This window comes from Curtobacterium sp. ME-Dv--P-122a (genome assembly GCF_030209645.1).
Classification (GTDB): Bacteria; Actinomycetota; Actinomycetes; order Actinomycetales; family Microbacteriaceae; genus Curtobacterium; species Curtobacterium flaccumfaciens.
Genome location: NZ_JARVRO010000006.1, coordinates 21,877 through 46,416, shown reverse-complemented (window position 1 = coordinate 46,416; position 24,540 = coordinate 21,877). Strand labels below are relative to the sequence as shown.

The window sequence follows — 24,540 nt, the reverse complement described above, 5'->3', positions numbered from 1 at the left end:
GGCCGATGAGCACCAACGTCACCACCGGCCCCGCGACCGTCTTCGCCGACGCCCGAGCGGTCCTCGCCGAGAGCATCGTCTGGGACCCGTCCGCGCAGCTGCTCCGGTGGGCCGACATCACCCTCGGCACCCTGAACACCGCCGAGGCCGACGGCACCGTGCGCTCGAGCGTGCCGCTGCCGCCCCCGCTGGCCAGCTTCCAGCCCCGGGCCTCCGGCGGGTTCGTCGCGGCCCTCGGCGACACCGTCGTGGTGGCCGACGAGCAGGGTGCCGTGGAGCGCGAGATCGCCCGCGTCACCCACAGCACCTCGGGCAACCGGTTCAACGAGGGCAAGTGCGACCCGTTCGGCCGGTTCCTGGTCGGCAGCATGAACGTGACGACCGGCGAGCCCGACGCAGCGCTCTACTCGATCGAGGCCGACGGCACGAACCGGGTGCTCCGCGGCGGCTTCGGCGTGACGAACGGCATGGAGTGGTCGGAGGACGGCAGCACGATGTACGTCACCGACACCAGCGCCTCGACGGTCTTCCGGGGGTCGTACGGCCCGGACGGCGAGCTCGGCGAACTCGAGCCGTTCATCGTCGGTCAGGCGCACGACGGCCTGGTCCGCGACGACGAGGGCTGCTTCTGGAGCGCGATCTACGGCGGGTCCCGCGTCGAGCGCTACGGGCCGGACGGCTCGCACCTGGAGACGGTGGAGCTCCCCGTCGCCAACCCGACGTCGGTGGCGTTCGGCGGCCCGGACATGTCGACGCTCTTCGTCGGGACGGCCCGCGAGAACCTCACCGAGCAGGACCTGGAGCAGGCGCCCCGGTCCGGGGCGGTCTTCGCGGTGCCGACGACGGTGCACGGGTTCCCCGCGAACACCTTCAGCGGCTGAGCACGTCGTCGCCGCCCGCGCGGACGGCGGCCGGGTATCCTGGGCGACCGCCCGACCGGAGGAGACCCACGTGGACGACGAACGCCAGGCACCGCGGCCGGACCCGGCCGGCGAGCTCGCCCAGGCCGAGGACGCCGACGTCACGGTGCAGGTGGACCGGGTCGCGCTCGACGGCACCTACGTCCGGGTGAGCTCGATCGGTGAGCCGGGCGCGCGGGCCTTCGTGCTCGTCGCGGGGCTCGGCATCGCGTCGACCTACTACGAGCGGCTCGCCCCGCACCTCAACGAGAACGGCCCCGTGCACGCGCTCGACCTGCCGGGCTTCGCCGGCGTCCCGCGGTTCCGCGGGAAGGTCTCGATCGAGCGCTACGCCGACGCGGTCGAGCGGGTCATCGACGACCTCGGGCTCCAGGACCCGGTCCTGGTCGGGCACTCGATGGGCACCCAGGTCGTCACCGAGGTCGCCGCCCGCCGTCCGGGGATCTCCGACCTCGTGCTCATCAGCCCGGTGGTCGACTCGTCGGCACGTACGGTGCGGCAGTCGGCGTTCCGGTTCCTCCGGTCGACACTGCACGAGCCCGCCGCGGTCCGCTGGCACGGCATCACGGCGTACGCACTGTGCGGCTGGCACTGGTTCCGGAAGGTCCTGCCGCGGATGATCGCGTTCCCGATCGAGGAGCGCGCCGCCCTCGTGCAGGCCCGCACCCTGATCGTCCGCGGTGAGCACGACGCGATGGTGCCGCGGGACTGGGTCCGTCGGCTGGCGCGGGTGTTCCCGTACGCGGTCCTCCGCGAGGTCGTCGACGGCGCACACTCGGTCATGCACGCGCAGGCCGACGCGGTCGCGCGGCTCGCCGTGGCGCACGTCGACCACCGGATCCCCGACCGGGGCGTGTCGTCACTGCAGCGGGTGCGCGACGACTCGACGTCGTCGGACCTGGCGCGGCTCAGCCCGGGGGACGCCTGGTTGCTGGTCAAGTCGCGGTTCATCGAGCTGTTCGGGATGGCCCGGAACGACGACGAGACGCTCGAGGCGGCCAAGTCCGCACACGCCGTCGCGATGGCGGACGGCGACGACCTGCCGGTCGACCCGGCGGACCGCCGGGCGGTCGTCGACGAAGTCGCGCCGGAGTCGAAGTAGCGAGCACGGTCGAAGTGGCCAGCGCCGTCGAAGTAGCGACCACGGTCGGACCAGCGTCCGCCGCGATCTGCGGGTGACCGCCTGGAGGCCCGGTGCCGGTCCGACGGACCGGCACCGGGCCTCCAGGCATTCGCGACCACCGCGACGGGCGAGCGGTCAGGGTGTGATGCGGCCCGGCAGCATGTCGGGCGTCAGCGCGTTCGCCTCGGCGAGCACCTTGCGGGCCTCGTCGGTCTTGTCCCACACGTTCCAGAGCAGCACGCCCCGGACCGTGTCGTCGTCGTCCAGGTAGTAGACGACGCCGGTCACGGTGGGGTCCTGCCAGTCCTCGACCGTGCGGAGCTTCGAGCTGACCTGCCCAACGGCCTCGTACCCCATGTCGAACACGTCGGAGTAGAACATCGGCGTGTGGTCGTAGGTCTCGTCGGCGTCGGCCAGGTTGCGGCCGGCCTGCCGACCCTGCTGCTGGGCGTTGTCGACGTGCTCCACCCGGCGGGTGCCGAGGATCCGGTCCGGGTACTCGGCGACGTCACCGGCGGCGAACACGGAGTCGTCGTCGGTGAGCAGCGTCGAGGTCACCACGATGCCGTCGCGGACGGTCAGTCCGGCGTCGGCGGCGAGCTGCGTCGCGGGTTCGATGCCGAGTCCGGCGACGACCGCGTCGGCCTCGACCACGGAGCCGTCGTCGAGCGTCAGCCGCACGCCGTCGGCCGTCTCGGTGCCCTCGGACACCCGGCGGCCGGTGCGGAGCTCGACGCCGTGGTCGACGAAGCGCTGCTGGAACGCCCGGGCCAGGTCGTCCGGGAACATCCGTCCGCCGACGACCTCGTCCGGGTCGACCAGCGTGACGCGTGCACCGTTCTGCACGATCCCCGCCGTGATCTCCTGGCCGATGTACCCGCCGCCCACGACGGCGACGTGCGCTCCGGCGTCCGCGAGTTCACGCAGCCGGCGGTAGTCCGACGCGCTGCGGTAGTCGAGCACGCGTGCCGACGGGGACAGCCCCGGCAGCCCGCGGGGCTTCCCGCCGGTCGCGAGCAGGAGTCGCTCGTAGCCGTGGGTCGCGCCGTCGGCCGTCGTGACGGTCTTCGCGGCACGGTCGATCGCGGTGACCGCGGTTCCCAGGACGAACTGCGCTCCGGTCTCCTCGGTGTGCAGGTCGACCTTGTCGTCCCAGCTGAAGTCCGGGTCGGTCCAGAGCTTCTTCGACAGCGCGGGCCGGGCGTAGGGCGGGTCGACGTCCTCGCTGAGGATGCCGATCGACCCGTCGGTGTCGAGCTCGCGGATGCCGCGGGCAGCGGCGTCGGCGACCATCCCGCCGCCGACGATGAGGTAGCGGAAGTCGGTCATGACGCCTCCTGGCGGTGCTGTGGTGCCACGATCAGATCGTGGCGACCGAGCCGGAGTCGACCCGGTAGTTGGCGCCGTTCACGAAGCTGGCGAGGTCCGAGCACAGGAAGGCCACGACGTTCGCGACCTCTTCCGGCTCGCCGCGGCGCTTGAGCTCCATGTACGGCCGCTCCTCTTCGAGGAAGCTGCCGATGGCCTCGTCGAACGAGGTCCCGCGCTGCTTGGCCCGCTTGTCCATCATCGCGTCGGTCATCGGCGTGTGGATGAACGCGGGGGAGACCGTGTTCACCAGCAGGCCCTCGGAGGCGTAGGAGCGCGACAGGCCCTTCGCGAACGAGAGCACCCCGGCCTTGGCGGCGCAGTAGGGCAGCTCGTCGTCGTACGGCTGCGAGGCGTCCTCGGACACCAGGTAGACGATGCGTCCCCAGCCGCCCTGTCGCAGGTCGCCGATGAACTCGCGCGTGATCCGCACCGGCCCCATCAGGTCGATGTCGAGCGTCTCCGCCCAGCCGGCCTCGTCGATCTCGTGGAACATGCCCTGGGCGCCGGTGACGCCCGACGACTGCACCAGGATGTCGATCTCGCCGACCGCTTCACGCACCTTGTCGTGCAGGGCGGCGAGGCTCTCGGCGCTCCGCACGTCGGCGGCGAAGGCGTGCAGCTTGCCGAGCGGCGCCTCGAGCTGGTCCGCACTGGTGTCCAGACGGCTCTGGTCGATGTCGGTGACGACCACGGTCGCACCCTCTGCCAGGAGGATGCGCGCCGTGTTCCAGCCGATGCCGGAGTCGCCGCCGAAGACGAGTGCGGTCTTGCCCTGGATACCGAGGTCCACCCGGGCCCCTACGCGTGTGCCGACGCGTCGGCGACGGCGGGCGTGGTCGCGGAGGCCAGCGGGGTGCTGGGCGCGCGGTTCTCGGCGGAGACCATCCACGCGAGCTGCTCGAGGCGCTCGATGAAGCCGTGGAGCAGGTCCGCGGTCGTCGGGTCCTCGTCGTCGACCTCGTCGTGGACGTCGCGCATGGTGCCCGTCGCCTGGTACAGCCGGAGCGTGACCTGGTCGATGGCGTCGTGCGTGGTGATCTCGCCCGAGGGGAACGCGTCGAGGTGGCTGCCCGCGGAGACGGTCGCCGAGCGGCCGTCCGGCACGAGGTACAGCGCACGCATGCGCTCGGCGGTGTCGTCGGCGAACTCTCGAGCTGCGTCGACGATCTCGTCGAGCTGCAGGTGGAGGTCGCGGAAGTTGGTGCCCAGGATGTTCCAGTGGGCCTGCTTGCCCTGCAGGTGCAGGTCGATGAGGTCCACGAGGACCGCCTGGAGGTTCTTGGCCATCTTGTCCGAAGCGTGCATGGTTGTGGCTCCTTTCGCGTCGGTGTGACCGTTCCGGTCTACGCGGTGCCGCAGTGCGCGCTCTCAGTGCGCTCGGAGGCAGCGTCCCCCGAGGTCGTCCGGTGCAGCGTCGCTCAGTGCGACGGCGCGGGGTCGACCTGGTCGACGGCGTCGCGCATCTGCTCCAGGAAGCCGGCGACGATCCGCGCCTCGGACGCGGGGAGCCCCTCGGCGATCGACATCATCCGGCGGTGCATCACGCCGAGCGTGGCGCGGACCTCGTCGTCGGTCTCGGTCGTCGGCGTGATGACGAGGGCCCGGCGGTCGGTGGGGTGCGGATCGCGGCGGACGTGGTTCGACTTGACCAGGCGGTCGATGAGGATGGTCGTCGAGGCCGACGAGATCTTGAGGTACGCGGCGAGGTCCTTCGGGCTCACGGCGGTGCCGGAGCGCTGCGCCTGCAGCAGGAAGCGCACGGCGAGCAGGTCGGTCTCGCCCATGCCCATCGAGTCACGGGTGCGACGGCGCATGGCCGTCTCGGCGGATCGGTACCGGCGCAGGGCGTTCAGCACCGCGACCCCGCGTTGGGTCGCGTCGTCGTCCGGGAACCAGTACCCGGACGCCTCGGTGATCTCCTGCGTCGACATGGCGTTCAGGGTAACCCGTCTCGTATCTCGGCCGTCTAGTGAACTCCCGGGTTCTGCCACGACCGGTGCGTCCGCGCCGTCCGATGCGTTCGCAACGACCGTTGCGTCCGCACCGGACGGACAGGAGGCCCGTGGCGGGGTCGCCACGGGCCTCCTGTCCGGTGGTTCGTCGCGTTACGCGGCTGCCTGCTCGTCCGTGCCGGCTGCGGCCTCGGCGAGCGCGGTGAGCGCGCCCTGCACGAGCGTCGTGACCTCGGCGTCCTCACGCGGGTGCGTCTCCGCGAAGCGGACGACCGACTGCGGGATGGCGACCTTGACGTCCTCCAGGACCTTCGCGCCGGCGATGCCGGCGGCCTTGCGGGCGTCGTCGTGGGCCCAGACGCCGCCGTACTGGCCGAACGCCGAGCCGATCACGGCGAGGGGCTTGCCGGACAGCGGCGAGGCGCCGAACGGACGCGAACCCCAGTCGAGCGCGTTCTTCAGGACGGCGGGGATGGTGCCGTTGTACTCGGGGGTGATCAGCAGGACGGCGTCCGAGGTAGCGATCGCGTCCCGGAAGGCGACGGCAGCGGCGGGCGGGGTGTCGCCGTCGATGTCCTCGTTGTAGAACGGCAGGTCGACGATGCCGTCGAAGGTGTGCAGCTCGATGCCCTCCGGCGCGTGGTGCGCGGCGGCCTCGGCGAGCTTGCGGTTGATGGAGTCGGCGCGCAGGCTGCCGACGAGGACGAGGACGTTCGTCATGGAGCTCCTTCTGTTGCGGGATGTTGTTGCTGGACGGAAAGGTGTCAGCGACAACCAATGCGATCGTAGGGGGCGCTATTCCCGGTCCGCTGAGTACGGTGGCGTCGTGACCACGCTTCGCACCCCGGCCAGCACGCCACGAACCACCGACCCGACCTGGTGGCGCGATGCCGTCGTCTACCAGGTCTACCCACGCAGCTTCGCCGACACGGACGGCGACGGGCTCGGTGACGTCGCGGGCATCACGAGCCGGGTGCCGTACCTGGCGTCGCTCGGCGTCGATGCCCTGTGGCTCTCCCCGTTCTTCCCGTCGCCCCTGGCCGACGGAGGCTACGACGTCGCCGACTACCGCGCCGTCGACCCGAAGCTCGGGTCCCTCGACGACCTGGACGCCCTGGTCCGCGCCGCACACGAGCACGACCTCAAGGTCATCGTCGACATCGTGCCGAACCACACCTCGGACCAGCACGAGTGGTTCCGGGCTGCGCTGGCGTCCTCTCCGGGGTCGGCCGAGCGGGCGCGGTACGTGTTCCGTGAGGGCTCTGGCGCCTCCGGGGAACTGCCGCCGAGCGACTGGGTGTCGAACTTCGGCGGCAGCGCGTGGACCCGGGTTCCGGACGGGCAGTGGTACCTGCACCTGTTCGCCCCCGAGCAGCCCGACCTGGACTGGTCGAACCCCGAGGTCCGCGCCGACTTCGAGGACACCCTGCGCTTCTGGTCGGACCGGGGCGTGGACGGCTTCCGTGTGGACGTCGCGCACGGGCTGGCGAAGGACCTGTCGACCCCGTACCGGCCGTCGAACGAGCAGGAGCTGCCGCTCGACGGCTCCGACCCGCTGTACGACCGCGACGAGGTGCACGAGATCTTCGCCACCTGGCGCCGGGTGCTCGACGAGTACGACCCGCCCCGTGCCGCGGTCGCCGAGGCATGGGCTCCGGCACCCCGCCGTGTCCTGTACGCCCGGCCGACGGAGCTCGGGCAGGCCTTCAACTTCGACCTGCTTGAGGCCCCGTTCGAGCCCGATGTGTTCCGTCGGATCATCGAGCGGAACCTGGCCGCCTCGGAGCAGTCCGGTGCCTCGAGCACCTGGGTGCTGTCGAACCACGACGTCGTGCGGCACCCCACCCGCTACGGCCTGCCGGACGGCACCGACACCGACGCCTGGCTCATGACGGACGGCACGACGCCGGAGCTCGACCGCGCACGGGGGCTCCGTCGGGCCCGAGCGGCGACGCTGCTGATGCTGGCGCTGCCCGGGTCGTCGTACGTCTACCAGGGCGAGGAGCTCGGGTTGCACGAGGCCGCCGCGATCCCGCGCGACCTGCTGCAGGACCCGAAGTGGCTCCGCACCGGGCACACCGTGAAGGGCCGGGACGGCTGCCGCGTGCCGATCCCGTGGACGCGCTCCGGGCCGTCGTTCGGCTTCGGGGACGTCGCACCGCACCTGCCGCAGCCGCAGGACTTCGGGGAGTCCTCGGTCGAGGCCGAGGACGGCGATCCCGAGTCGACCCTGTCGCTGTACCGCCGGGCGCTGGCCGCCCGCCGTCGCCTGCAGCAGGGGGAGGCGCTGACGTGGCTGGAGTCCGGCTCGGAGGTCGTGGCGTTCGCGCGGCACGACGGCTGGCGGTCGGTCACGAACTTCGGCACCGCACCGGTGCCCCTGCCGGCCGGGACCGTCGTCGTCGCGTCCGGGCCGCTCGATGGGGTCGCACCGGGGCTGCTGCCGGGTGAGACGACGGTGTGGCTGGCCTGAGCGGTCCGCTTGCGCCGTTCGTCCTCCACAGCCGGGAGGCCCGTGGGGGCGTTCCACAGATCGTCCCGCCGCCGTCCGGGGGTGACGTCCCGGTCGCGAGCATCGGGGCATGACAGATCCCACTGCTCCAGCTCCAGCTCCTGCCCCGGCACCTTCCCTCGACCGGCGGTCGTTCCGCTCGCGGGTCGTCCGCCGTCTCGCCGCGGCGTGCGCCACCCTGACCGCGATCGGCGTGCTCGCGGCACCCTCGGTCCTGCCGTCCGGGTCGAGTGCGGCCGCCCTCGACTTCCCGTACGTCAACCAGTTCTCCAGTGCGTCCGGCGGTGCCCTGCACGGTGACGCCGCGGTGTCCGGCGGCCGACTGCGGCTCACCGACGACATCCGGAACCAGGCGGGGGCGTGGTCGACGAACGACACGTTCCCGTCGGACACCGGGCTCGAGATCGAGTTCACGTACGCGATGCACACCGAGAAGGACGACCCCGGTGCCGACGGCCTGCTGCTGTACCTGGCCGACGGCGCCGCAGCGCAGGGCGTCGGGTCCTTCGGCGCCGGTCTCGGGTACGCCTGCCGCAAGGAAGCGACCGAGGGAGGGGGCCGGGAGTGCGACCTGCCGGGCGTCCCCGGGGGCTTCGCGGCCGTCGCGATCGACCACTACGGCAACTTCTCGTCACGCATCAACGGGTCCGGTCCCGGAGCACAGCCCGACCACGTGGTGGTCCGGGGCTCCGGCAACGGGACCGAGGGCTACCGCTACGTCGCCGGTGCCGCGGCACCCGGTGGCACCGTGACGGCCGGTTCCACGCCCCGGACGGTCCGGATCACCCTGCTGCCCGACGACGACGGCGGGCTCGCGGTCTCCGTCCGGCTGCAGGTCGGCTCGACCATGCGCACCGTGCTCGACTCTGTTCCGCTGCACGGCGAGGGGCAGGCCGCGCTGCCGAGCACGCTGCGCCTCGGGTTCGCCGGGGCCACCGGCAGCCACGTCGACAAGCACGAGGTCGACGCACTCCGGGTCTGGAAGCCGGCGGACCTGTCCGTCGAGCACGACCTGCCCGCGACCGCGACGGCGGGCGAACCGCTCCGCTACACCGTGACGGCGCGGAACCCCGGCCCGAACGCCGCCGACCCGAGCCCGCTGCAGGTCGACGTGCCCGACGGCGTCGAGGACGTCACCTGGACCTGCACGGCCGCGGACGGCTCCGCCTGCGCGACCGGGTCGGGCACCGGTGACGTCGCGACCGACCTGTCGTTGCCCCGAGGGGGTTCCGCCGTCGTCTCGATCGAGGGCCGGGTGGCCGAGGGCACGTCCGGAGCGCTGGAGAGCGTGGCGACCATCGCCCCGCCGACCTCGTTGTCCGACACGAACGAGGCCGACAACGCCTCGCTGGCGACCACCACCGTCACGGCACCGGTGATCGCCGCCGACGTCGAGACGGACAAGTCGGTGTCGCCGTCGACCGTGCGGCCCGGTGACGAGGTCGAGTACCTCGTGACGGCCCGGAACCGGGGGCCGTCCGTGGCGCAGCAGGTCGGGGCGGTCGACGACCTGCCCCAGGCCATGCGGTTCGTGGGCTCCGACGACGGGTGCACGGCCGAGGGGCAGCGGGTGACCTGCAGCTCCGACGTGTCGCTCGAGGTGGGCGAGACCCTGGACTTCCGGATCCGCGCCGAGCTCGACCCCGCGTACGAGGGGGACGGCTCCGACGTGGTGAACGTGGCGACGGCGACCTCGCCGACCGACGCGGACGGCGGCGACCCGTCCACCGGCGTCGCGATCGTCGTGGGTCCGGACGACGAGGGGCCCGCGCCGAGCCCCGTGCCGACGAGCGGCCCCGTGCCGACGACCGGGCCGGCTCCGGACGACGGTGACGGCTCCGGTGGCGACGGCTCCGGAGGCGACGACGGTACCGGCGTCGACGACGGCGGCGGAGCCGGTGGCCCCGCGGCCGACCGTCGGGCGGCTGCCCCCGTCGGAGCCCTCGCCTACACCGGCACCGAAGGTCTCGGGCTCGCGGCTGCGCTCGCTGCCCTGGCCGCCGCCGCCGGGTCCGTGTGCTGGTGGCTCGCCCGACGTCGTGCTCGTCGGAACGCGCCGACCGACGACCCGCAGCAGCCCTGACACCGCCGGGACGGCACCGGACGGCGGTGTCGTCCCGGTGCACGGGTTGTGGACGTCCACAGGGGGTCGAGTCCGCTCCGGTCGGGCGTCCACCCCACCGGCGGTAGGATCGGATCCACGATCCGCATGCCCGAAAGAGGTCTCGTGTCCGACACCGTGGACGACGCCACCACCGTGGAAGACGCGACCCAACGCGCGCGGTACTGGCCGATCCCGATCCTCCGGGCGGTCCCCGCAGCGGTCGTCGCGATGGTGATCACCTTCTCGACCAACCACGCCGCGGGCTACGGTCTCCTGCTGTTCGGCGGCTTCGCCCTGGTCGAGGGGCTCGTGCTCCTGTTCGGCGGGATCTCCCGACTGCCCCTCGACGGTCGATCGCGTCGCACGACCGTGCTGCAGGCCGTCATCACCCTGCTCGCCGCCGTCGCCGCGTTCACGTGCAACGGGTTCGGGCTGCCGGCCTTCATCACGGTCATCGTCGCGTTCGCGGTGCTGACCGGGGCCCTCGAGCTGTCGCAGGGGCTCCGTGCCCGGCGACGCTCGCCCTTCGCTCGCGACTGGACCACGATCGGCGGCCTCACGCTGCTGCTCGCGGTCGCCTTCCTCATCACGCCGCCGGACTACTCCCAGCAGCTCGGTGGCGTGGAGCAGGTCACCGGCACCCTCGACGCCTCGATCGTGCTCGTCGGCCTGCTCGGCGCGTACCTCGCCATCACGGCCGTCTTCCACGTGATCGCCGGCCTCTCGCACAAGTGGGGCACGGCCACGCCGGCCGTCGCCCCGGACGGAGCACCACACGCATGACCACCCCCAGCCGTCGTGACCGTCTGCGCCCGGTCGAGCTCCTCGGGATCTCCGCGATCATCGCGGTGTTCACCGGGCTCGTCGTGCTGTTCTCGACGCGGGAACTGCAGCTGGCCGTGATCTTCCTCGGCGTCGCGTTCATCGTGGTCGTCGTCGTGCTCGCGATGCTGCAGCTCGCCTCGTCGAGCGAGCAGGACGACAACGACATGCTCGGCGGGCACAAGACGCCGGGCGAGGGCGACGGCGACGACTTCCACTGACGGCTGACGTCTGACGGCTGACCTCTCCGGGCGGACACGCCCGAGATCACGAATCCGCCACGGTCCTGTCAGGATCGCGGGTCCCGCCGACACCTCTGAGTGAAGGAGGTGGGATGTGGACGTGACGACCGGCACCGACACGGACGAAGGACTCGTCCGTGCGATGGCACAGGGGGACACCGGCGCGCTCGCCCGGGCGTTCGACCGGTACGCCGCCACCCTCACCCGCTACGCGTGGGCGCTGGTCGACGACCGGTCCGACGTCGAGGAGATCGTGCAGGACGCGTTCCTGACGCTCTGGCAGCGTGCCGCGACCCTCGAGCTGCCGGCGGACACGGTGCTGCCGTGGCTGCTCGTCGTGTGCCGCAACCACGCCTTCAACACCGGGCGCAAGCAGGCCCGGCGCCGCACGGACGAGCTGCCGGAGCACCTCGCTTCGCCCGCCGACCACGACGAGGCCCGCGAGACCCTGCGCTGGGTCCGCGCCGAGATCGCCGCGCTCCCGGACCTCGACCGCCGCATCTGCGAGCTCTGCCTGCTCGAGGGGCACTCGTACGCCGAGGCCGCCGAACTCCTCGGACTCACGGTCGGCGCGGTCACCCAGCGGGTGTCCCGCAACCGTCGACGACTCAAGAAGGTGGTGATGCACGATGAACACTGAGCCTCCGCAGGGAGACGACCTGCAGCGCATGCTCGTCTCGATGAAGCAGAACGTCCTCGAACGTGCCACCCCGCTCCCGAAGCGTCGTCGGGGGCGGTCCGGGATCGTCATCGGTGTCGTCGCGCTGCTCGCCGTCGGCACCGCGACCGGTGCGGTCGCCCTGACCCTGTCGCAGCAGAACGCCGACCCGGTCGCCGCTCCCACCCAGACCCAGCAGCCCGAGCCCGCGCCGTCCTCCACGACGCCGAGCTCCGCCCCGATCACGGGTGCCCCGGTGCCGAAGCCCACCCCGACGTCGACACCGACCCCCGCCGCGGCGACGATCCCGGCGACGTGCCGCGACATGGTCCCGGCAGAGGACTACGCCCGGCTCTTCGGGGAGACTCCGCTGACCGAGATCTCGAAGGCGAAGGACGGGACGGCCGGCGGCGATGGTGAGGACGTCACCTGGGCGAACGGCGAGTCGAAGATCATCTGCACGTGGGCCGATCCCAGAGCCGACGTCAGTGGGCTCACCATGACCGTCGGGACGGCCGGGCCCGGGGCCGCGGACGTGCTCGCCACCAGTCCGCTGGAGTGCGAGGACCGCGACGGCGGGCGGGTGTGCCAGTCGTCCGTCCCGGCCGAGGCTGCCCCGGTGGACCAGGTCTCCACCTTCTTCCTGCGCGACGACACGTTCATCGTGATCCGGCAGGCGAACTTCCCGACCGACGGGCTGCTGGACGCCGTCGTCGGGGAGATCTGGGGGGACTGACGGCCTGGAGGCACGTGGCGGACCCGACCCGTGCCTCCAGTCCGTCGGTGGTCAGATCGTGAGCAGGAACGGTCGCCTCGCGCACCGTGACGCGACCGTTCCTGCTCACGAAGCACAGTGAACGCGACCCGCGTCACCCGACCCGCGCCGCCACGATGTCGCGCGCCAGCGTCCGGACCGCGCGGCTCGGCTCCGGGGACGTCCGGACCGCCAGGCCGATGCGGAGCGGGTCGACCTCGTCCTCCAGGTCGAGCACCGCCCCGTCGTACCGCACCCCTGAGTCCGGCACGACCCCGACGCCGAGCCCGGCCGAGGCGAACCGGATCACGGCGGGCATGTCGTTCATCTCCGCGACGATGCGCCGACGGATGCCGAGCCGCTCGAGTGCTCCGTCGAGGATGATCCGGTTGCCGAACCCGTGCGCCGTGTCGACGAAGGGCTCGTCGGCGAGTTCGGCGAGCGACGCCGACGACCGGCCGGCGAGCGGGTGGTCCGACGCGGTGAAGACCCGGAACGGCATCTCCCGCAGCGGCTCCACGACGACGCCGGCGGGCACGGTGGGCAGGCCCGTGTAGGCGATGTCGAGCCGCCCGGCGACCAGGTCCTGCACGAGGCCGGTCGTCCCCGACGGTGAGGTCATCAGCTCCACGGCGACGAGCGGGTGCTGCCGCCGGAACCGCTGCAGCACGCCCGTCAGGTCGACGATGTCCATGCTCGTGAAGATGCCGAGCCGCACCCGGCCCCGCAGGTCGGCGTCGTCGGCGGTGGCCAGGTCGCGCATCCGGTCGAGGGACTCGAGGACCGCGCGGGCGTGGGGGAGCAGGTCCTCGCCGGCGGGGGTCAGCACGAGCTGTCGGCCGGTGCGGTCGAAGAGCCGCACGCCGAAGCTGCGCTCGAGCGAGGCGATGCCCGCGGACACCGTGGACTGCGCGGCCCAGAGCCGTTCCGCGGCCCGGGTGACGCTGCCCTCGGCGGCGACGGTGACGAACTGTTCGAGCAGTCGGGTCTCCATCGTCCGAGTATCGAGCAGATCGATCGTGCACATCAAGCGCATCCGTTGGACTCGATGCACCGCGAGCGCGATCATCGGAGCATGTCAACCGTCACCGACACCCCGACGGGCACCGTCCCCGCCACCACCGCCGCTCCCGCATCCGCGAGCGACCGTGTCGTCGCGCCGCGCGGACGCCGTGTCCACACCCGTCGGCGCCACGGTTTCGGCTTCTGGGTCGTCGCCTTCGCCTTCCTCGCGGTGATGGCCTTCGCGACCGTCCCCGCACCTCTCTACGTCATCTACCAGGCCCGCGACGGCTTCCCGACCTTCACCACGACGGTGATCTTCGCGGCGTACGGGGTCGGGGTCGTCGGGTCGCTGTACCTGGCGGGACACCTCAGCGACGTGCACGGACGCCGTCCGCTCATCCTGGTGTCGATCGCCCTCGAACTCGTCGCCGCCGTGCTGTTCCTGCTCTGGAACGACGTCACCGGCCTCATCGTCGCCCGGCTCGTGACCGGCCTCGGCGTCGGGACGCTGACGGCGACCGCGACGGCACACCTCGGTGAGCTCCGGGTCCGTGCCACCGGGTCGAGCGACTCCGCGAAGGGCGCGAGCGTCGCTGCCGGGGCGGTGAACCTCGGTGGCCTGTCGCTCGGCGCCCTGGTCGGCGGAGCACTCGCCGAGTTCGTCGGGCAGCCGCTCATGGTCCCGTACGTGGTGTTCGTGATCGCGCTGGCCGTCGCGTTCGTGCTCGTGCTGGCCGCACCGGAGACGGTCGACCGTCCCGAGCAGCCCGTGGCCTACCGCCCGCAGCGCATGCAGGCGCCGGAGGGGCAGGGTGCCGCGTTCTGGGCCGCCGGGGCAGCGGCGTTCGCCGCGCTCGCCGTGCAGGGCCTCTTCACCTCGGTCGCGCCGAGCTTCCTCGGCACCACCTTCCACGTCACCGACCGCCTGGCCGCCGGAGCCACGACCTTCGGGGTCTTCGCCGCGAGCGCGCTGTCGCAGATCGTCTTCGCCCGACTGTCGCAGCGTGCGCAGATCCGGCTCGGCATGGTGCTCCTGGTCATCGGGCTGGTCGTCCTCGCCGTCGCCGCGGTCCTGTTGCAGGTCGCCGGGTTCATCGGCGGCGGGGTCGTCGCTGGAGCCGGCGTCGGCCTGCTGTTCCGCGCCGCGATCGGCAGCGCCGCAGCACTCGTCGGCCCGGAGCGTCGAGGCGGCGTGCTCGCCGCCACGTTCCTCATCGCCTACGCCGGGCTCACCGTGCCGGTCGTGGCCGTCGGGGCAGCGCTGCTGGTGATCCCGACGCTCCCCGTCCTGATCGGGTACGTGGTGCTCGTCGCCGTCCTGGCCGTCATCGCCGGCACCCGACTGGCCGCGCGCGCCTGACGCCTGGTGGGCCTCCCGTCCGCCCGGAACCAGGTTCCGGACACCGAACCACGCGATCGCGCGGTGCCGTGTCCGGTACCTGGTTCCGTCGTGCGGTCGAACTCCCGGCATACTGGGCGCGTGCCCCGGAACCGCAACCGTCCCGTGATCACCGGCGTCGCGGCCGTGGTCGCCGCCGGTCTCCTCGCCGGCGGGTTGTTCCTGACGGCACGGCAGGGCGCGGACGACCCGACCATCGGTGCCGGCTCGGCCTCACGGACGCCGAGCGACGTGCCGACGGCCGCCGGTGACGGCACCGTCACCATCACCCGCACCGGGCCGGACATGCCCGGCAGCACCGCGCTCGGCCGGTGCGACACCACGAGCCAGGCGGCCGTCGCGCAGTACGAGACCGAGGCCCTGGGCCGCGTCACCCTGCAGTGCGGCACCGCTGCCCAGGGCTACGAGCACATCCGGGTGCGGCACACCGCCGACTGGCAGGACGTCGTCACCGGGCACGGCTCGCGCGACTGGGACGACGCCATGCTCACGGCGGTGCAGACGGCGCTCGAGGACCCGCGCCCCGGGTTCCCGCTCGACGCCGGCGACGGCAAGGTCTGCTACGCCGCACCCGTCCGGTTCGACGACGGCGCACGCCCCGACGACGAGCCCTGGGTCAAGGTGATCGTCTCGGCCACCACCGACCGGGTGATCACGGCGTACCCCACGCGCACCGACGACTGCTGACGCGGGCGGGCGGGGCGCTGCCCACTGACGCCGTACGACACCACCGTTGTCGTACGACATCGGCCCTGTCGCAACCGGTGCCACGCAACAGTCCGCGTGTGCACGAAGCGTCAATGTCGTCGTCGTACGACGTCGACTCTGTCGTTCGGCGTCGCCACCCCCGCCGCAGCGCCCCCGATCGCGACGCCCGCACGCCCGCACGCCCGCGCGCGGACCCTACGCGTGCACCTCGTACTCGTGCCGCCGGTGCGACACCGGCTCCAACTGGAACGTCGAGTGCTCCACCGGCACGTCGAAGTGCTCCGCCACGCACCGCTGCAGCTCGTCGAGGATCGCCGGGGCGTGCGCCGTCGAGAAGCAGTGGTCGTCGACGACCACGTGCGCGGTCAGGTTCGGCACCCCGGTCGCCACGAGAGTCGCGTGCAGGTCGTGCACCGCGATGACGTGGTCGAGCTCGAGGATGTGACCACGCACGTCGTCGAGGTCGAGCCCCGGCGGCGTCGACTCGAGCAGCACGTTCGCGGTCTCGCGCAGCAGCCGGATCGCCCGCGGCAGGATGAGCAGGCCGATCAGGATCGCGGCGACGGAGTCCGCCCGCTCCCACCCGGTCAGCATGAGCACGATCGCGGCGATGATGACGGCGACCGAGCCGAGGGTGTCGTTGAGGACCTCGAGCCGGGCGGCGCGCGAGGTGAACCCCTCGCCCGAGGCCCGCAGCAGCACCGCGTAGGCCACCAGGTTGCCGACGAGGCCGACGATGCCGAAGACGAGCAGCGGCCCGGAGTGGATCTCCTCCGGCACGAACAGCCGCTGCACCGCCGAGATGATCACGTAGACCCCGACGGCGAGCAGGATCGCGGCCTGTGCCGTGGCCCCGAGGACCTCGGCCCGCTGGAAGCCCCAGGTGCGCTGCGCGGTCGGGGACCGGCGGGCGAGCCGCGTCGCGACCAGCCCGATGCCGAGTCCGCCGGTGTCGACGACCATGTGCCCGGCATCGACGAGCAGCGCGAGTGAACCCGTGACCACGGCGCCGACGACCTCGGCGAGCAGGATGCCCGCCGAGATGCAGAACGCGATGAGCAGTGCGCGCTCGGACGCGTGCCCTGCTCCGTGGTCGTGACCCATGTGCCACATCGTAGGGATCGGCACCGACGACATGCCAGGATCGGGACGTGACCCGGTCGCCCTACGAGCTGTCCACACCGCCGGACGTGCTGGCCCGGCTGCACCAGCGGCTCCGCACGTACTTCGGCCCCGTCCCGCCCGGGCACGTCGGCCGCGGCGAGGGCGTCTTCGACGTCGTCGGCACTCCACGTCGGTGGCTCTGGCCGGTGCTCGCGGTGTTCGCCCGCGACTCCGTCATGTTCCCGGTCTGGGAGCGGGACGTCCCGTTCACGGTCGAGAACCGGCCGACTCGCGTCCGCCGCGGGTCAGGGGTCAGCCTGGAGGCCCGGGTCGCCGTCCGCGCGCACCGCACCTTCCGGTTCCGCTCCGGGAGCCGCACGATGGTGGACGCCATCACCGCCGAACCGGACGGCCTGGTCGACCACCTCGGTCGCCACGGGCGCGTCAGCGCCCGGCTCCGGGCGCAGGTCGACGCGGACGGTCCCGACGCGGGCGCCCTGCGCCTGGTCTCCACGCGCGTGACGTTCCGTGCGCTGGGACGCGATCTGCGCCTCCCGGCCGCCCTGAGCCCGCGTGTGACGCTCACAGAACGATTCGATGACGAAGCCGACCTGCAGCGCGTGTCCCTGGTGCTCGCGGCGCCGGTGCTCGGCACGCTGTACCGGTACGAGGGGGCGTTCCGGTACGAGATCGCGCCGGACACAGAACGGGGATGAGATGAGCGACCAGAAGGGCCGCGTCGTGGTCGCGGGAGCGAGCGGCTTCGTGGGGCGGTACCTGCGGGACGCCTTCACCGAAGAGGGGTACCGGGTCGTCACCGTCGGCCGGACCGGCGACGCCGTGTGGGGCAACACCATGCGCATCCGGGAACTCGTCGACGGCGCCGCGATGGTCGTGAACATGGCGGGCAAGAGCGTCAACTGCCGGTACGGCCGACGCAACCGTGCGGAGATCATGCGCTCGCGGGTGGACACCACGCTCGAGCTCGCCGAGGCCATCCGGACGTCCGAGCACCCGACGCCGCTGTGGATGAACGCCTCGACCGCGACGATCTACCGGCACGCCGACGACCGCCCACAGGACGAAGCGACGGGGGAGATCGGCGAGGGGTTCTCGGTCTCCGTCGCCCGCGCGTGGGAGGACGCCTTCTTCGGCGCCGACCTGCCCGGCACCCGTCGCGTGGCGCTGCGGATGGCGATCGTGTTCGGCGACGGCAGCGCCCTGCTGCCGCTCCTCCGGCTCGCGCAGGCGGGCCTCGGCGGGCCGCAGTACGACGGGCCGTGGGTACCGACGCGCTCCCGGCTCCGCAGCGGCACGTACCACCACCACCGGCCCACGCACGGTCGGCAGCGCTTCAGCTGGGTGCACATCGCCGACGTCCTGGGGTCGATCCGGTTCCTCCGCGACCACCCGGAGATCGAGGGGCCGGTGAACATCTCGAGCCCGAACCCGTCCGACAACCGCACCGTGATGGCGACCCTCCGCGACGCCGTCGGGCGCCGGTTCGGGGTGCCGACCTGGCGGTGGATGCTCGAGCTCGGGTCGTTCGCGATCCGCACCGAGACCGAACTCGTGCTGAAGAGCCGGTGGGTGGTGCCGACCCGGTTGACCCAGGCCGGCTACGAGTTCCGGTACCCGCACCTGCGCGGGGCGCTCGCCGGGATCATCGCGGAGCGTCGCCAGCACCGGGGCTGAGCGCCGGGTCGAGATCGCGCGGACTGCCGCTCGCGAGCGGACCGGGCGGCACGTCGTGCGACCTCGGCGACACGGCAGCGGCACTTCGTGCGACCTCGTCGGCGAGGGCCGGCCGCGGTCCGCGGTCCCCCGCCGGTCGCGACGACCACAGCACGGCGGCCACGACGACCGCGCCGGCGAGCACCTCGACCAGGTCGGGCACCTCGCCGAAGGCCGCCCACGACGCGAGCACCCCGACCACGGGCACGAGCATCGAGAACGGCGCGACCGTGCTCGAGGGGTAGGCCGCCAGCAGCCGCGACCAGATGCCGTACCCCACCAGGGTCGCGACGACCACGATGTAGAGCAGGCCGAGGTCGGCGGGCAGCGCCGCCGCCGTGAACGCGGTGCCCAGAGCGGTACCGATGCGCTCCGGTCCCTCGACCACGAGTGACAGCACGACCATCGGGACCGGCGGCACGACGGACCACCACAGGGTCAGGTGCAGCGGGTTCGCGGCCCCCGCGCGCCGGGTCGCGACGTTGCCGATCGCCCACCCGAGCGCACCGCACAGCGCGAGCACGACGGGCAGCAGCGCGGCGGTCTGGGAGCGGTGCAGGGCGATCGCGGCGAGGGCGGCCACGGCGACGGTGACCCCGACGACCTGCCGGCCGGTCAGCCGCTCGCGCAGGAACACCCCGGCCAGCACCACCGTGAACGGCGCGGATGCCTGCAGCACGAGCGAGGCCAGCCCCGACGGCATGCCGGACGCCATGCTGAGGTACAGGAACGAGAACTGCAGCACCCCGAGCCCGAGGCCGACGAGCAGCAGTCGCCCGAACGGGATCCGCGGCCGCGGCACGAACAGCAGCGTCGGGACCGCCAGGATCGTGAACCGCAGCGCTGCGAGCAGGAACGGTGGGAAGTGCTCGAGCGCGAGCGCCGTCGCGGGGAAGTTCAGTCCCCAGACCACGGCGACGACGACGGCAAGCAGGCGGTCTCGGGTGGTCATGCTCCTCATCGTCCCCGGCACGACGTTGTAGGTCCATCGAATCCTGCGAGAACGACGATGTAGGCTCCCTGCATGGTCGACTTCGACGTGCAGCTGCTGGCAGTCCTGCGGGAGCTCGCCGAGCGCGGCAGCGTCACGGCGGTCGCCGAGGCCACCCACCGCACACCGAGCGCCGTCTCCCAGCAGTTGCAGACGCTGCAGCGGCAGGTCGGGGTCCCGCTGGTCGAGCGCGTCGGGCGCGGCGTCCGGCTGACCCCGCACGGCGAAGTGCTCGCGGGCCTGGCGTCCGGGGTCGCGACCGCCATCGCGCGGGTGGACGCCGCCTGGCAGGAGCACCTCGGCGGCACGACCGGACCGGTGTCGCTGGCGATCTTCCCGTCGGCGGCGGAACTGCTGCTGCCCGGCGTGCTCACCCGGATGCAGGCACACCCGGGCATCGCGCTGACCCTGGTCGACGTGGACGTCAGCGAGGGGGAGTTCGCACCGCTCGCGGCCGACCACGACGTGGTCGTCGGGCACCGGTCCGACGGCGTCCGCCCGGCCGACCAGGGATCGGTCGACACCGTGCCGCTGCTCCGCGAACCCCTCGACGTCGCCCTGCCGCCCGGGCACGCCCTGGCCGGCCGCGCACGCGTGGGCATCGACGAGGTCGTCGGGGAACGCTGGATCGGCGTGCCGGAGGGCTACCCGATCGACCGCGTGCTGCACGCGATGGCCGCGGCGACGGACACCCCGCCGAGCGTCGCGTTCCGCACGATCCACCTGCCGGTCATCGAGAACCTGGTGGCGTCCGGTCACGGCATCGCACTCGTCCCGCGGTACACGTCGGGCACGCGGGCCGCCGGGCGCTTCCACCTGGCGGAACTCGCCGACGTCCGTGCCGGACGCCGCATCGAGGCACTGGTCCGCCCCGACCGTGCCGTCCGTCCCGTGGTGCGCACCGTCCTGGAGGCGCTGGTCGCCGTCGCCCTGGACGTCACCACCTGAGACGGTGGCGCCCACTGCCGGGCGCACGCCGTGCCTCCAGGCCGCCTGTCAGCGCACCTGGAACGTCAGCGCACCTGGAACGTCAGCGCACCTGGAACGGCGTGCCGAGCGGCAGGCGCTCCGCCAGCGCGGTGATGTCGGCGTTGTGCATGCGGATGCAGCCGTGCGAGGCGGCGGTGCCGATGCTCGACGTGTCCTCCGTGCCGTGCAGCCCGATCTGGCCGGGGCCGCCGCCGAACGAGTTGAGCACGTCCGAGAACGCCGTCGTGCCGTACGCGTACGGGCCGTAGCCCTCGTTCGTCGGCGCGAGCAGCTCGGTCAGCGCGAACCGGCCAGTCGGCGACGGGGTGCCGCCGGTGCCGGTGGCGACGGGGTAGCTGTCGACGACCTTGCCGTCCTTGTACAGGTCGAGCGTCTTCGTCGAGCGGGTGACGACGATCGCGTACGGGTCCTCGGTCAGGGTGACGGCGCTGGTCGGCACCCATCCGGTGCTGCCGTTCGGGCGCTGTGCGAGCTGCACCTCCGCCCAGCCGTCCTGCTGGTCGACGACCCGGAAGACGAGCGGGGCACCGGACGCCTGCGGGTTCTCGAGGGTCTGTGTCGCCGTGCCGCCCGCGCTCGCGCTGACCGGGACGGACGCGCCGGTCACGGCGGCGACGGTGGTGCTGGCCGGGGCGTCGACCGCGTCGACGGGTGCTGCCGACCGGGTCGGCTCCGGTGTCGTCGTGGGGGTCGGCGTCGGTGCCGCGACGGACCGGGTCGGTGTCGGGGCGGGCGCTGCTGACAGGGGACCGAGCGCGACGAACGCGACGGCCCCCGCACAGACGACGGCCACGGCGGCGGCGATCACAGTCGCACGCCGCCGTGGCTCGGTCGGGAGGATCGGCAAGATCAGCCCGTGAAGTTCGCCGTTCCGGGCACCGGGACGGCGACCGGTGCCGTGCCCGGGTCACCGGCAGCGGCCGGGTCGGCGACGAAGGTGCCATCGGCCGAAGCGGTCTGGCTCGAGGACCGGCCTTCGAGCGTGGCGGTGTACGCGCCGGCGCTCACGGCGCCCTCGGGCAGGACCACCACGACGACGATGTCGCCCTCGTCGTCCGCCACCGAAGCGTTGGTGCGGATCGAGTAGGTCTCGCCGCCCTGCGTGACGGTCGCCGCGACGGACTCGTTCGGGGCGAAGCCTGCACCCGTCACCTGGAATCCGGTGAGGGTCTGCGACACGCGCACGGACGTCGGGGCGTCGATGGTCGCGGTGGGCTGCGGCGTGAAGTACGTCGTGGTGTCGTCGATGCGCAGCGCGGAGATCGAACCGCTGGCGTCGGCGGCGAGGGACTGACCGTTCGCCTCGAGCGGGGCGGCCAGGCTCTTCAGCTCGCTGCTGGGCAGCGCGCTCGGTGCCGGGGTGCCGTCGACGGTCGGGGCCGGGGTGGGCTCGTCGGTCGGAGCGGGCGTCTCGGTCGGCTCGGGCGTCGGCGGCGCCGTGGTGTCGGCGGCGACGTCGATGCCGACGTAGACGACGTACCCGACGACCTGCGCGTCGGCGGCCTCGAGGTCGGCGGTGAGCTCCGTCGTCGACTCGACCTCGCCGGTCGCGGGGTCGATCCAGTTGCTGGTGCCGTCGGAGATGCCGACGCCGTCACCGGTCTCGGGCGCGTCCGTGGCGAAGACCACGGTCTGCGCGCTGGCGTCGCCGCCCTCCTTGACCGCGAGACCGAAGCTCGTCGCCCCGGTGGTCGTCATGCTGATGCCGGCGGCGAGGGCGGGGACGCTGCTCGCGGGCACGGGCTTGTTCAGGCCGCGGACCAGGCCGACGGCCTCGCCCTCGGAGACGGACAGGCCGTCCTCGTCCAGCGTGGCGTGATCGGTGATCGAACCGCCACCGTCCAGGTCGGTCACGGACGCCCAGTACCACTGGTCGGTCAGCGGGAAGGTGCCGGTCGGCGCGGCGGTGAAGTCGTCGGCCGAGTCGGTCCAGGTGACGATGGCCGAAGCAGCGGTGCTCGTCACGACTGCGGTCGAGACCGTCGGGACGAGGGCGGCGGAGACGCCGAGCACGGTGGCGCCGACGGCGGCCGCGGTGATGCGAGAACGAAGCACGGTGTGGAGATCCATCCGGTCAGTGGACAGGGTGCATCCACTGCGACGCCCCCCGTGCTGAGATGTACTCAGCGATACGAACCTATCGAACCGCTCAGGATTCCGCACCCCCCGGACGCGGATCCGATGACGGACCGACGACCGTCCGGCCGCCGGTCCGTCGTGCTCAGACGTCGAGGTGGTCGACCAGCTCGTCCGCCAGGCCCGTGTAGGTCGCCGGCGTCAGGTTGGTCAGCCGGGCCTTCGCGCCGTCGGAGATGTCCAGACGGTTCACGAACACGATGAGGTCCTGCTGGCTCACCCGCTTGCCGCGCGTGAGCTCCTTGAGCATCGCGTAGGGGTCCTCGATGTTCGACTGCCCGGCGGTGACCTCGGCGCGGATGACCGTCTGGATCGCCTCGGCGAGGACCTCCCAGTTGTGGTCGAGGTCGTCGGCGAGCTTGGCCTCGTTCACGGCGATCTCGCCCAGTCCGCGGCGCAGGTTGTCGAGCGCGAGCAGCGAGTGCCCGAACGCGACGCCGATGTTCCGCTGCGTGGTGGAGTCGGTCAGGTCGCGCTGCAACCGGCTGGTCACGAGGGTCTCGGACAGTGTCGAGAAGAGCGCCGACGAGATCTCGAGGTTCGCCTCGGCGTTCTCGAACTTGATCGGGTTGATCTTGTGCGGCATCGTCGACGACCCGGTGGCCCCCGCGACCGGGATCTGCGTGAAGTACCCCATCGAGATGTAGGTCCACACGTCGGTGGCCAGGTTGTGCAGGATCCGGTTGGCGTGACGAACCCGGTCGTAGAGCTCGGCCTGCCAGTCGTGCGACTCGATCTGCGTGGTGAGCGGGTTCCACGTCAGGCCGAGGCCCTCGACGAACTCGCGGGACAACGCGGGCCAGTCGGCCTCGGGGTCGGCGGCGAGGTGTGCCGAGAAGGTGCCGGTCGCGCCGGAGAACTTGCCGAGGTACTCGCCGCCCTCGATCTGGGCGAGCACGCGCTCGAGTCGGTAGACGACGACCGCCAGCTCCTTGCCGAGCGTCGTCGGGGTGGCCGGCTGACCGTGGGTGTGCGAGAGCATCGGCACGCTCTTCAGCTCGACGGCGAGCGTCCGGAGCTTCTCGAGCACGGCACGGAAGCCGGGCAGCCAGACCTGGTCGACGGTGTCCCGCACGGTGAGTGCGTAGGACAGGTTGTTGACGTCCTCGCTCGTGGCAGCGAAGTGGGTGAGTTCGGCGATCGCGTCGAGCCCGAGCTCGGACAGCCGGCGGCGCACGAAGTACTCGACGGCCTTGACGTCGTGACGGGTCGTCGCCTCGATCTCGGCGAGCTCCGCGATCTGGTCCTGGCCGAAGGTCTCGACGATCGCGCGCAGTGCTGTCTTGTCGTCGACGCTGAGCGGCGAGGTGGTGAACATCGCGTGGTCGGTCAGGAAGATGAGCCACTCGACCTCGACCACGATGCGCGCGCGGTTGAGGCCGGCCTCGGAGAGGTGCTCGCCCACCGTGTGCACGATCGGGTAGTAGCGCCCGTCGAGCGGGCTGATCGGCTGCGGGGGAAGGGGGGTCATGGGGCTCCCTGACGGACTGCCGGCTCGAGCTGGTGGAAGAGCGCCCGGCAGGCCCGTTCGACGGTCGAGAGCACTCGGTCGAACTCGTGCCGGTCCGCGTAGTACGGGTCCGGCACGTCGGCCTGCTGGGGCCAGGCGGCGTCGTACCGCAACAGGAGCGTCACCTTGGCGGAGTCGTCCATGGTCGGGGCCCACGAACGCAGGATGCGCTCGTGGGAGCGGTCGAGTGCGACCACCAGGTCGAGGTCCGGGAACCGGTCCGGGTCGAACTGACGGGCGCGATGCCTGCTGCCATCGTATCCGCGCGCCGCCAGCGCTGCGATCGTGCGCTCGTCGGCGGGTTCGCCGACGTGCCAGTCACCGGTACCGGCCGACTCCACCTGGAATCGGTCGGCGAGACCGGCGTCCGCGGCGATCTGCGCGAACACGACACCGGCCATGGGGGAGCGGCAGATGTTGCCGCTGCAGACGAACGAGACGCGGAACGGGGCGTCGACGTCCTGGGTCATGAGCACATCATGACGCAGGGCGGGGTCCTCCGCGA

25 protein-coding genes are annotated in these 24,540 nt (G+C 72.3%); 13 read left to right on the top strand and 12 right to left on the bottom strand.

The genetic code is table 11. From position 1 onward, the window contains the following. The first annotated feature begins 5 nt into the window (after nucleotides 1–5). Entirely contained in the window at nucleotides 6–881 is an 876-nt protein-coding gene (locus tag QRN49_RS04960; protein WP_284754136.1) for an SMP-30/gluconolactonase/LRE family protein, read from the top strand. Nucleotides 882–951: 70 nt separating this feature from the next. Next, the gene (locus QRN49_RS04955; protein WP_284754135.1) at nucleotides 952–2,022 is read left to right on the top strand and encodes an alpha/beta fold hydrolase; all 1,071 of its coding nucleotides are present in this window, start codon (nucleotides 952–954) and stop codon (nucleotides 2,020–2,022) included. Between the two features lie 156 nt (nucleotides 2,023–2,178). On the opposite strand, the gene QRN49_RS04950 is transcribed toward QRN49_RS04955, so the two are convergent. The 5 genes from QRN49_RS04950 to QRN49_RS04930 form a co-directional block, all read right to left on the bottom strand. After that, the gene (locus QRN49_RS04950; protein ID WP_284754134.1) at nucleotides 2,179–3,372 is read right to left on the bottom strand and encodes an NAD(P)/FAD-dependent oxidoreductase; all 1,194 of its coding nucleotides are present in this window, start codon (nucleotides 3,370–3,372) and stop codon (nucleotides 2,179–2,181) included. A gap of 31 nt (nucleotides 3,373–3,403) precedes the next feature. Then, the gene (locus QRN49_RS04945) at nucleotides 3,404–4,204 is read right to left on the bottom strand and encodes an SDR family NAD(P)-dependent oxidoreductase (RefSeq protein ID WP_111039754.1); all 801 of its coding nucleotides are present in this window, start codon (nucleotides 4,202–4,204) and stop codon (nucleotides 3,404–3,406) included. Between the two features lie 8 nt (nucleotides 4,205–4,212). After that, complete coding sequence (locus tag QRN49_RS04940; RefSeq protein WP_071404882.1) at nucleotides 4,213–4,719, bottom strand: Dps family protein; 507 nt, start codon at nucleotides 4,717–4,719, stop codon at nucleotides 4,213–4,215. Between the two features lie 113 nt (nucleotides 4,720–4,832). After that, complete coding sequence (locus tag QRN49_RS04935; protein WP_111024711.1) at nucleotides 4,833–5,345, bottom strand: MarR family winged helix-turn-helix transcriptional regulator; 513 nt, start codon at nucleotides 5,343–5,345, stop codon at nucleotides 4,833–4,835. A gap of 174 nt (nucleotides 5,346–5,519) precedes the next feature. After that, the gene (locus QRN49_RS04930; protein WP_284754133.1) at nucleotides 5,520–6,086 is read right to left on the bottom strand and encodes an NADPH-dependent FMN reductase; all 567 of its coding nucleotides are present in this window, start codon (nucleotides 6,084–6,086) and stop codon (nucleotides 5,520–5,522) included. Between the two features lie 106 nt (nucleotides 6,087–6,192). Here QRN49_RS04930 and QRN49_RS04925 point away from each other — a divergent pair, with 106 nt between their 5' ends. The 6 genes from QRN49_RS04925 to QRN49_RS04900 all read left to right on the top strand — a co-directional run bounded on the left by QRN49_RS04925 (nucleotide 6,193) and on the right by QRN49_RS04900 (nucleotide 12,440). Further along, nucleotides 6,193–7,839 carry a glycoside hydrolase family 13 protein gene (locus tag QRN49_RS04925; protein WP_284754132.1) on the top strand — a complete coding sequence of 549 codons (1,647 nt, stop codon included), beginning with the start codon at nucleotides 6,193–6,195 and terminating at the stop codon, nucleotides 7,837–7,839. 109 nt (nucleotides 7,840–7,948) lie between these two features. Further along, entirely contained in the window at nucleotides 7,949–9,961 is a 2,013-nt protein-coding gene (locus QRN49_RS04920) for a lectin-like domain-containing protein (protein WP_284754131.1), read from the top strand. A 144-nt stretch (nucleotides 9,962–10,105) separates the two neighbouring features. Continuing rightward, nucleotides 10,106–10,765 (top strand): DUF308 domain-containing protein, encoded by a 660-nt coding sequence (locus tag QRN49_RS04915; RefSeq protein ID WP_284754130.1) that lies wholly within the window; start codon nucleotides 10,106–10,108, stop codon nucleotides 10,763–10,765. Beyond that, nucleotides 10,762–11,025 (top strand): hypothetical protein, encoded by a 264-nt coding sequence (locus tag QRN49_RS04910; protein WP_071404886.1) that lies wholly within the window; start codon nucleotides 10,762–10,764, stop codon nucleotides 11,023–11,025. Before QRN49_RS04915 ends, QRN49_RS04910 begins: the two co-directional genes overlap by 4 nt. A gap of 121 nt (nucleotides 11,026–11,146) precedes the next feature. Continuing rightward, nucleotides 11,147–11,686 (top strand): RNA polymerase sigma factor, encoded by a 540-nt coding sequence (locus QRN49_RS04905; RefSeq protein ID WP_017886488.1) that lies wholly within the window; start codon nucleotides 11,147–11,149, stop codon nucleotides 11,684–11,686. Beyond that, nucleotides 11,676–12,440 carry a hypothetical protein gene (locus tag QRN49_RS04900; protein ID WP_194653941.1) on the top strand — a complete coding sequence of 255 codons (765 nt, stop codon included), beginning with the start codon at nucleotides 11,676–11,678 and terminating at the stop codon, nucleotides 12,438–12,440. The genes QRN49_RS04905 and QRN49_RS04900 overlap by 11 nt, the downstream gene beginning before the upstream one ends. Nucleotides 12,441–12,573: 133 nt before the next feature. On the opposite strand, the gene QRN49_RS04895 is transcribed toward QRN49_RS04900, so the two are convergent. Further along, a complete protein-coding gene (locus QRN49_RS04895; RefSeq protein ID WP_284754129.1) occupies nucleotides 12,574–13,485 on the bottom strand; it encodes a LysR family transcriptional regulator in 912 nt (303 codons plus the stop codon). A gap of 48 nt (nucleotides 13,486–13,533) precedes the next feature. Between QRN49_RS04895 and QRN49_RS04890 the strand changes: the two genes are divergently transcribed. Both QRN49_RS04890 and QRN49_RS04885 read left to right on the top strand, forming a co-directional pair. Beyond that, nucleotides 13,534–14,823, top strand: coding sequence for an MFS transporter (locus tag QRN49_RS04890; RefSeq protein WP_284754128.1), 1,290 nt, complete (start codon nucleotides 13,534–13,536; stop codon nucleotides 14,821–14,823). Nucleotides 14,824–14,943: 120 nt separating this feature from the next. After that, on the top strand, nucleotides 14,944–15,549 hold the full coding sequence (locus QRN49_RS04885) for a hypothetical protein (protein WP_284754127.1): 606 nt from the start codon (nucleotides 14,944–14,946) through the stop codon (nucleotides 15,547–15,549). Between the two features lie 216 nt (nucleotides 15,550–15,765). On the opposite strand, the gene QRN49_RS04880 is transcribed toward QRN49_RS04885, so the two are convergent. Continuing rightward, nucleotides 15,766–16,674, bottom strand: coding sequence for a cation diffusion facilitator family transporter (locus tag QRN49_RS04880; protein WP_284754126.1), 909 nt, complete (start codon nucleotides 16,672–16,674; stop codon nucleotides 15,766–15,768). 47 nt (nucleotides 16,675–16,721) lie between these two features. On the opposite strand from QRN49_RS04880, the gene QRN49_RS04875 reads away from it, so the two are divergent. Together QRN49_RS04875 and QRN49_RS04870 are read left to right on the top strand one after the other, a co-directional pair. Then, nucleotides 16,722–17,390: a DUF4166 domain-containing protein gene (locus QRN49_RS04875; protein WP_284754125.1), complete on the top strand. Its 669-nt coding sequence runs from the start codon at nucleotides 16,722–16,724 to the stop codon at nucleotides 17,388–17,390. Between the two features lies 1 nt (nucleotide 17,391). Continuing rightward, nucleotides 17,392–18,369: an epimerase gene (locus QRN49_RS04870; protein WP_284754124.1), complete on the top strand. Its 978-nt coding sequence runs from the start codon at nucleotides 17,392–17,394 to the stop codon at nucleotides 18,367–18,369. On the opposite strand, the gene QRN49_RS04865 is transcribed toward QRN49_RS04870, so the two are convergent. Further along, nucleotides 18,338–19,360 (bottom strand): EamA family transporter, encoded by a 1,023-nt coding sequence (locus QRN49_RS04865; protein ID WP_284754123.1) that lies wholly within the window; start codon nucleotides 19,358–19,360, stop codon nucleotides 18,338–18,340. The two genes, QRN49_RS04870 and QRN49_RS04865, sit on opposite strands and share 32 nt — an antisense overlap. Before the next feature lie 72 nt (nucleotides 19,361–19,432). On the opposite strand from QRN49_RS04865, the gene QRN49_RS04860 reads away from it, so the two are divergent. Beyond that, complete coding sequence (locus QRN49_RS04860) at nucleotides 19,433–20,347, top strand: LysR family transcriptional regulator (RefSeq protein WP_284754122.1); 915 nt, start codon at nucleotides 19,433–19,435, stop codon at nucleotides 20,345–20,347. A gap of 82 nt (nucleotides 20,348–20,429) precedes the next feature. On the opposite strand, the gene QRN49_RS04855 is transcribed toward QRN49_RS04860, so the two are convergent. The 4 genes from QRN49_RS04855 to QRN49_RS04840 form a co-directional block, all read right to left on the bottom strand. Then, on the bottom strand, nucleotides 20,430–21,236 hold the full coding sequence (locus QRN49_RS04855) for a L,D-transpeptidase family protein (protein WP_284754121.1): 807 nt from the start codon (nucleotides 21,234–21,236) through the stop codon (nucleotides 20,430–20,432). Nucleotides 21,237–21,238: 2 nt separating this feature from the next. Next, on the bottom strand, nucleotides 21,239–22,444 hold the full coding sequence (locus QRN49_RS04850; protein ID WP_284754120.1) for a hypothetical protein: 1,206 nt from the start codon (nucleotides 22,442–22,444) through the stop codon (nucleotides 21,239–21,241). Nucleotides 22,445–22,610: 166 nt separating this feature from the next. After that, complete coding sequence (gene purB / locus QRN49_RS04845; RefSeq protein ID WP_284754119.1) at nucleotides 22,611–23,996, bottom strand: adenylosuccinate lyase; 1,386 nt, start codon at nucleotides 23,994–23,996, stop codon at nucleotides 22,611–22,613. Beyond that, the gene (locus QRN49_RS04840; RefSeq protein ID WP_017886476.1) at nucleotides 23,993–24,505 is read right to left on the bottom strand and encodes a low molecular weight protein-tyrosine-phosphatase; all 513 of its coding nucleotides are present in this window, start codon (nucleotides 24,503–24,505) and stop codon (nucleotides 23,993–23,995) included. The genes purB and QRN49_RS04840 overlap by 4 nt, the downstream gene beginning before the upstream one ends. Nucleotides 24,506–24,540 lie beyond the last annotated feature (35 nt).